At 69.2% G+C, this 3,841-nt stretch carries 3 protein-coding genes; all 3 read right to left on the reverse strand.

The features are described 5' to 3' along the window. Positions 1-1,988 (reverse strand): glycoside hydrolase family 2 protein (locus tag C1I93_RS29340; RefSeq protein WP_111246503.1); only part of this gene is annotated, 1,988 nt, incomplete at its 3' end. Continuing rightward, complete coding sequence (locus C1I93_RS29345; protein WP_111246504.1) at positions 1,985-2,893, reverse strand: carbohydrate ABC transporter permease; 909 nt, start codon at positions 2,891-2,893, stop codon at positions 1,985-1,987. The genes C1I93_RS29345 and C1I93_RS29340, both read right to left, overlap by 4 nt. Next, a partial coding sequence (locus C1I93_RS29350; protein WP_438819597.1) for a carbohydrate ABC transporter permease occupies positions 2,890-3,841 on the reverse strand: 952 nt, incomplete at its 5' end. The genes C1I93_RS29345 and C1I93_RS29350, both read right to left, overlap by 4 nt.

Here is a 3,841-nt window from a genome sequence, read left to right on the forward strand (position 1 = left end):
TCGCGGGGTTGGGCGGTGTCGCGGGGTTGGGCGGTGTCGCGGGGCTGGATGGTGAGCAGGCGGTCGGCGTAGGCGCGGCGCAGCGCGTACCAGAGGGGTTTGCGACGGCCGTCGCCGTCGACGGCCGCCCAGGAGGTGACCGGCCAGCAGTCGTTGAGCTGCCAGACGATGGTGCCCATGCAGATGCCCCGGTGGGAGCGGAAGTGTTCCACCCCGAGTTGGATGGCGCGAGCCTGGTTGAGCTGGGTGAGGTAGTGCCAGTCGTCGAAGTCGCGCGGCTCGGGCAGGTGGGCGTCCAGCCCTCGGCGCAGCTTCAGGTCACCGTCGGCGGCCTTCTGGTGGTGCGCCATGCCGGGTGAGTCGGGGGCGAGCGGCTCGTCGGAGAGGGCCCGGCGCAGTGTCGCGTACGCCGGTGGGCCCTGGTAGCCGAACTCGGCCACGAACCGGGGCAGGTACTCGCGGTACTTCACGTAGTCGTCGGTGTTCCAGACGTCCCAGATGTGCGTGGTGCCGTACGCCGGGTCGTTGGGGTGGATCTCCTCGCGGCCCGACCAGGGGCTGCCCGGCCAGTACGGTCGGGTCGGGTCCAGATCGGCGACGATCCGGGGCAGCAGCTCCAGGTAGTAGCCCCGGCCCCAGCTGCGCCCGGCCAGGGCCTGCTGCCAGTTCCAGTCGTGCCAGCCCCAGATGTTCTCGTTGTTGCCGGTCCAGAGCACCAGCGAGGGATGCGGCGCGAGCCGGGTCACCTGCTCGGCGGCCTCGGCGGCCACCTCGGCGGCGAAGGGCTCCTCCTCCGGGTACGCGGCGCAGGCGAAGAGGAAGTCCTGCTGCACCAGCAGGCCACGCTCGTCGGCCAGGTCGTAGAAGTCGTCCGACTCGTACCGGCCGCCGCCCCAGACCCGCAGCAGGTTGATGTTGGCCTCGATCGCCTGGTCGAAGCGGTGGGCGAGACGGTCCCGGGTGATCCGGGTGGGGAAGGCGTCGTCGGGAATCCAGTTCGCCCCGCGTACGAAGATCGGCAGGTCGTTGACGTGCAGGGTGAACGGTGCGCCGTGGGCGTCGGGTGTGGTGTCCAGGCGGATCGCCCGGAAGCCGACCCGGCGGTGCCATTCGTCGAGGACCGCGCCGTCGGGACCGTGCAGCGTCACCGCCAACGGATAGCGGTGCTGCTCGCCGTGGCCGTGCGGCCACCACAGCGCGGGGTCGTCGACGGTGACGGTGAGCACGGCGGTCCGCTGCCCGGCCGGGATGCTCGCCTCGGCGCTCACCCCGGCCACCTCGGCCCGCACGGTGAGCGGATGGTCGGCGGCGCGTTCGACGGCGACGTGCAGCTCCACCCGGCCGGTGCGGCCGTCCAGCGTGACGAGGGGACGCACCTCGGCGAGCCGGCCGGTCGACCAGCCGTGCAGGCTGATGTCCTGCCAGATGCCGGCGGTGACCACGGTGGGGCCCCAGTCCCAGCCGAAGTTGCAGGCCATCTTGCGGATGAACTGGAACGGCTCCGGGTACGCGTTGGGCCGGTCGCCGAGCCGGTCGCGCTGCGCCTCGGCGTACCGGTAGGCGGAGTCGAATCGTACGGCGAGGGTGTTGTCCTCGTCGCGCAGCAGCGAGCCGACCTCGAAGCGGTGGCTGCGGTGCATGTTCTCGGTGTGACCGACCTCGATGCCGTTGAGGCTGATCGTGGCGACCGTGTCCAGCCCGGCGCAGACCAGGTCGAGGCGGTGGTGGTCGCCGGTCGGCCGGTCGAAGGTGGTTTCGTACACCCAGTCGGTGCGCCCGATCCAGGTCAGTGTGGTCTCGTTGGCGTCGAGGTACGGGTCAGCGATGAGCCCGGCCGCGAGCAGGTCGGTGTGCACGCAGCCGGGCACGGTCGCTGGCAGGATCCGGCCGTCGATCTCGGCCGGTAACTGCGGGCCGGGCACCGCCCGCAGGGTCCAGCCGTGGTGCAACGCCCACCGGTCGGGACCGGCTCCCCGTACGTCGCTCAAGATTTCACCGCGCCTTCCATGATTCCGCGGACGATCTGCCGACCGCCGATGACGAGCATGATCAACAGTGGCACCGTGGCCACGAACGCGCCGGCCAGCACCCGCCGGTAGATGACGTAGTTGCCGCTGGCCAGATCGGAGATGGCCACCATCGAGGTGGGGTAGTCGGTGCCGTTGAGGGTGATCAGGGGCCACTGGAAGTCGTTCCAGGTGGCCACGAAGGTGAGCAGGCCGAGCACCGCAAGCGCCGGGCGGATCGCCGGCAGCACGATGCTCCAGTAGATCCGCATGGTGTTGGCGCCGTCCACCCGGGCCGACTCGACAAGCTCGTCCGGCACCGAGTTGACGATGAACTGTCGCATGTAGAACACGCCGAACGCGGTGACCATGCCGGGCACGATCACCGCCAGCAGGGTGCCGTTCCAGCCCAGCTTGCCCATCACGATGTAGAGCGCGACGATGCCGAGCTGGTTGGGCACGGTCAGGGTGAGGATCACGAAGAGCATCAGCGCCTTGCTGCCCTTGAACCGGAGCTTGGCGAAGGCGAAGCCGGCCAGCGAGCAGAAGAAGAGCACCGAGGCGGTCACCGCGGTCGAGACGATGACGCTGTTGACCAGGGACGCCGCGAAGTAGACGTCCTGCATCGAGAAGACCTCGTCCAGGTTCACCAGGAACTGGTCGCCGGGGATCACCACCGGCGGCAGTTGGGCGGTGGCCTCGTCGGTGCTGGTGGCGATGACGAACATCCAGTACAGCGGGAACGCCGCGAACAGGGCGGTGAGCGACAGGAAGAGGTACGTCCAGATCCCGGCCGGGGTGTCCTGCGGTGCCCGGCCCAGCAGGCGGGCCCGCTTGCGGCCGGGGGTCGGCGTGGTGTCCCGACGCGGCGGGGCGACTGTCGTCATTTTCGGCCCCCCGACAGACGGTTGGTCAACATGGTGTTGAGGGCGGCGACCAGCAGGATGATGAGGAACAGCGCCCAGGACATGGCGGCGGCGTAGCCCAGGTTGAGGTCCTTCCAGCCCACCTTGTAGACGAGCTGCGCGACGGTCTGCCACTCGCCGCCGGCACCGCCCCGGGCGGTCTGGGCGTTGAGCTCGAAGAGCATCGGCTCGGTGAAGAGCTGGAGTCCGCCGATGGTGGAGAGCACCACCGTGAAGATCACCACCGGACGGATCATCGGTACGGTGATCCGCCACAGCTGACGCCACGGGCCGGCCCCGTCCAGCGCCGACGCCTCGTAGACGTCGCGCGGGATGGACTGCATCGCGGCCAGGTAGAGCAGGGCGTTGTAGCCGATCCACTTCCAGTTGACCATCGTGGCGATGGCGAGCCAGGAGTGCAGCTTGTCCGCCCGCCAGTCGATCGGGGTCTCGGTGCCGATGCCGATCAGCCCGAGCGCCCAGTTCGCCATGCCCAGGTCGCGGGAGAAGAAGACGTTGAAGACCAGGGTGGAGGCGGTGATCGGGGTGATGTAGGGCAGCAGCACGCTGACCCGCCACCAGGTCTGCGCGCGCAGCCGGCGGTTCAGCATCGACGCGATGACGAGCGCCAGTAACAACTGCGGGACCGTGGAGAGCAGGAAGATGCCGAAGGTGTTGTAGAGCGCGTTGCCGAAGTCGCCGTCGGAGAAGAGCCGGCTGAAGTTCTCGAAGCCGGCCCAGCCGGTCAGTGTGGGATCGTCCAGGCGCCAGTGGCGCAGCGCCACCACCCCGTTGAAAATCATCGGGAAGAGCCCGAAGACGAAGAAGAGCAGGAAGAACGGCGCGATCAACAGGTACGGCACGTACCGCACGTCGAAGCGGTGCAGTCGGTCACGCCAGATCAGTCTCCGGCTGCGGGCGGGCGGGGGG

Source organism: Micromonospora endophytica (assembly GCF_003236305.1).
In the GTDB taxonomy this organism is placed as follows: Bacteria; Actinomycetota; Actinomycetes; order Mycobacteriales; family Micromonosporaceae; genus Micromonospora; species Micromonospora endophytica.

Coding starts and splice junctions, on each gene's coding strand:
- C1I93_RS29345 (WP_111246504.1), bottom strand. CDS start 2,893: ATGACGACAGTCGCCCCGCCGCGTCGGGACACCACGCCGACCCCCGGC.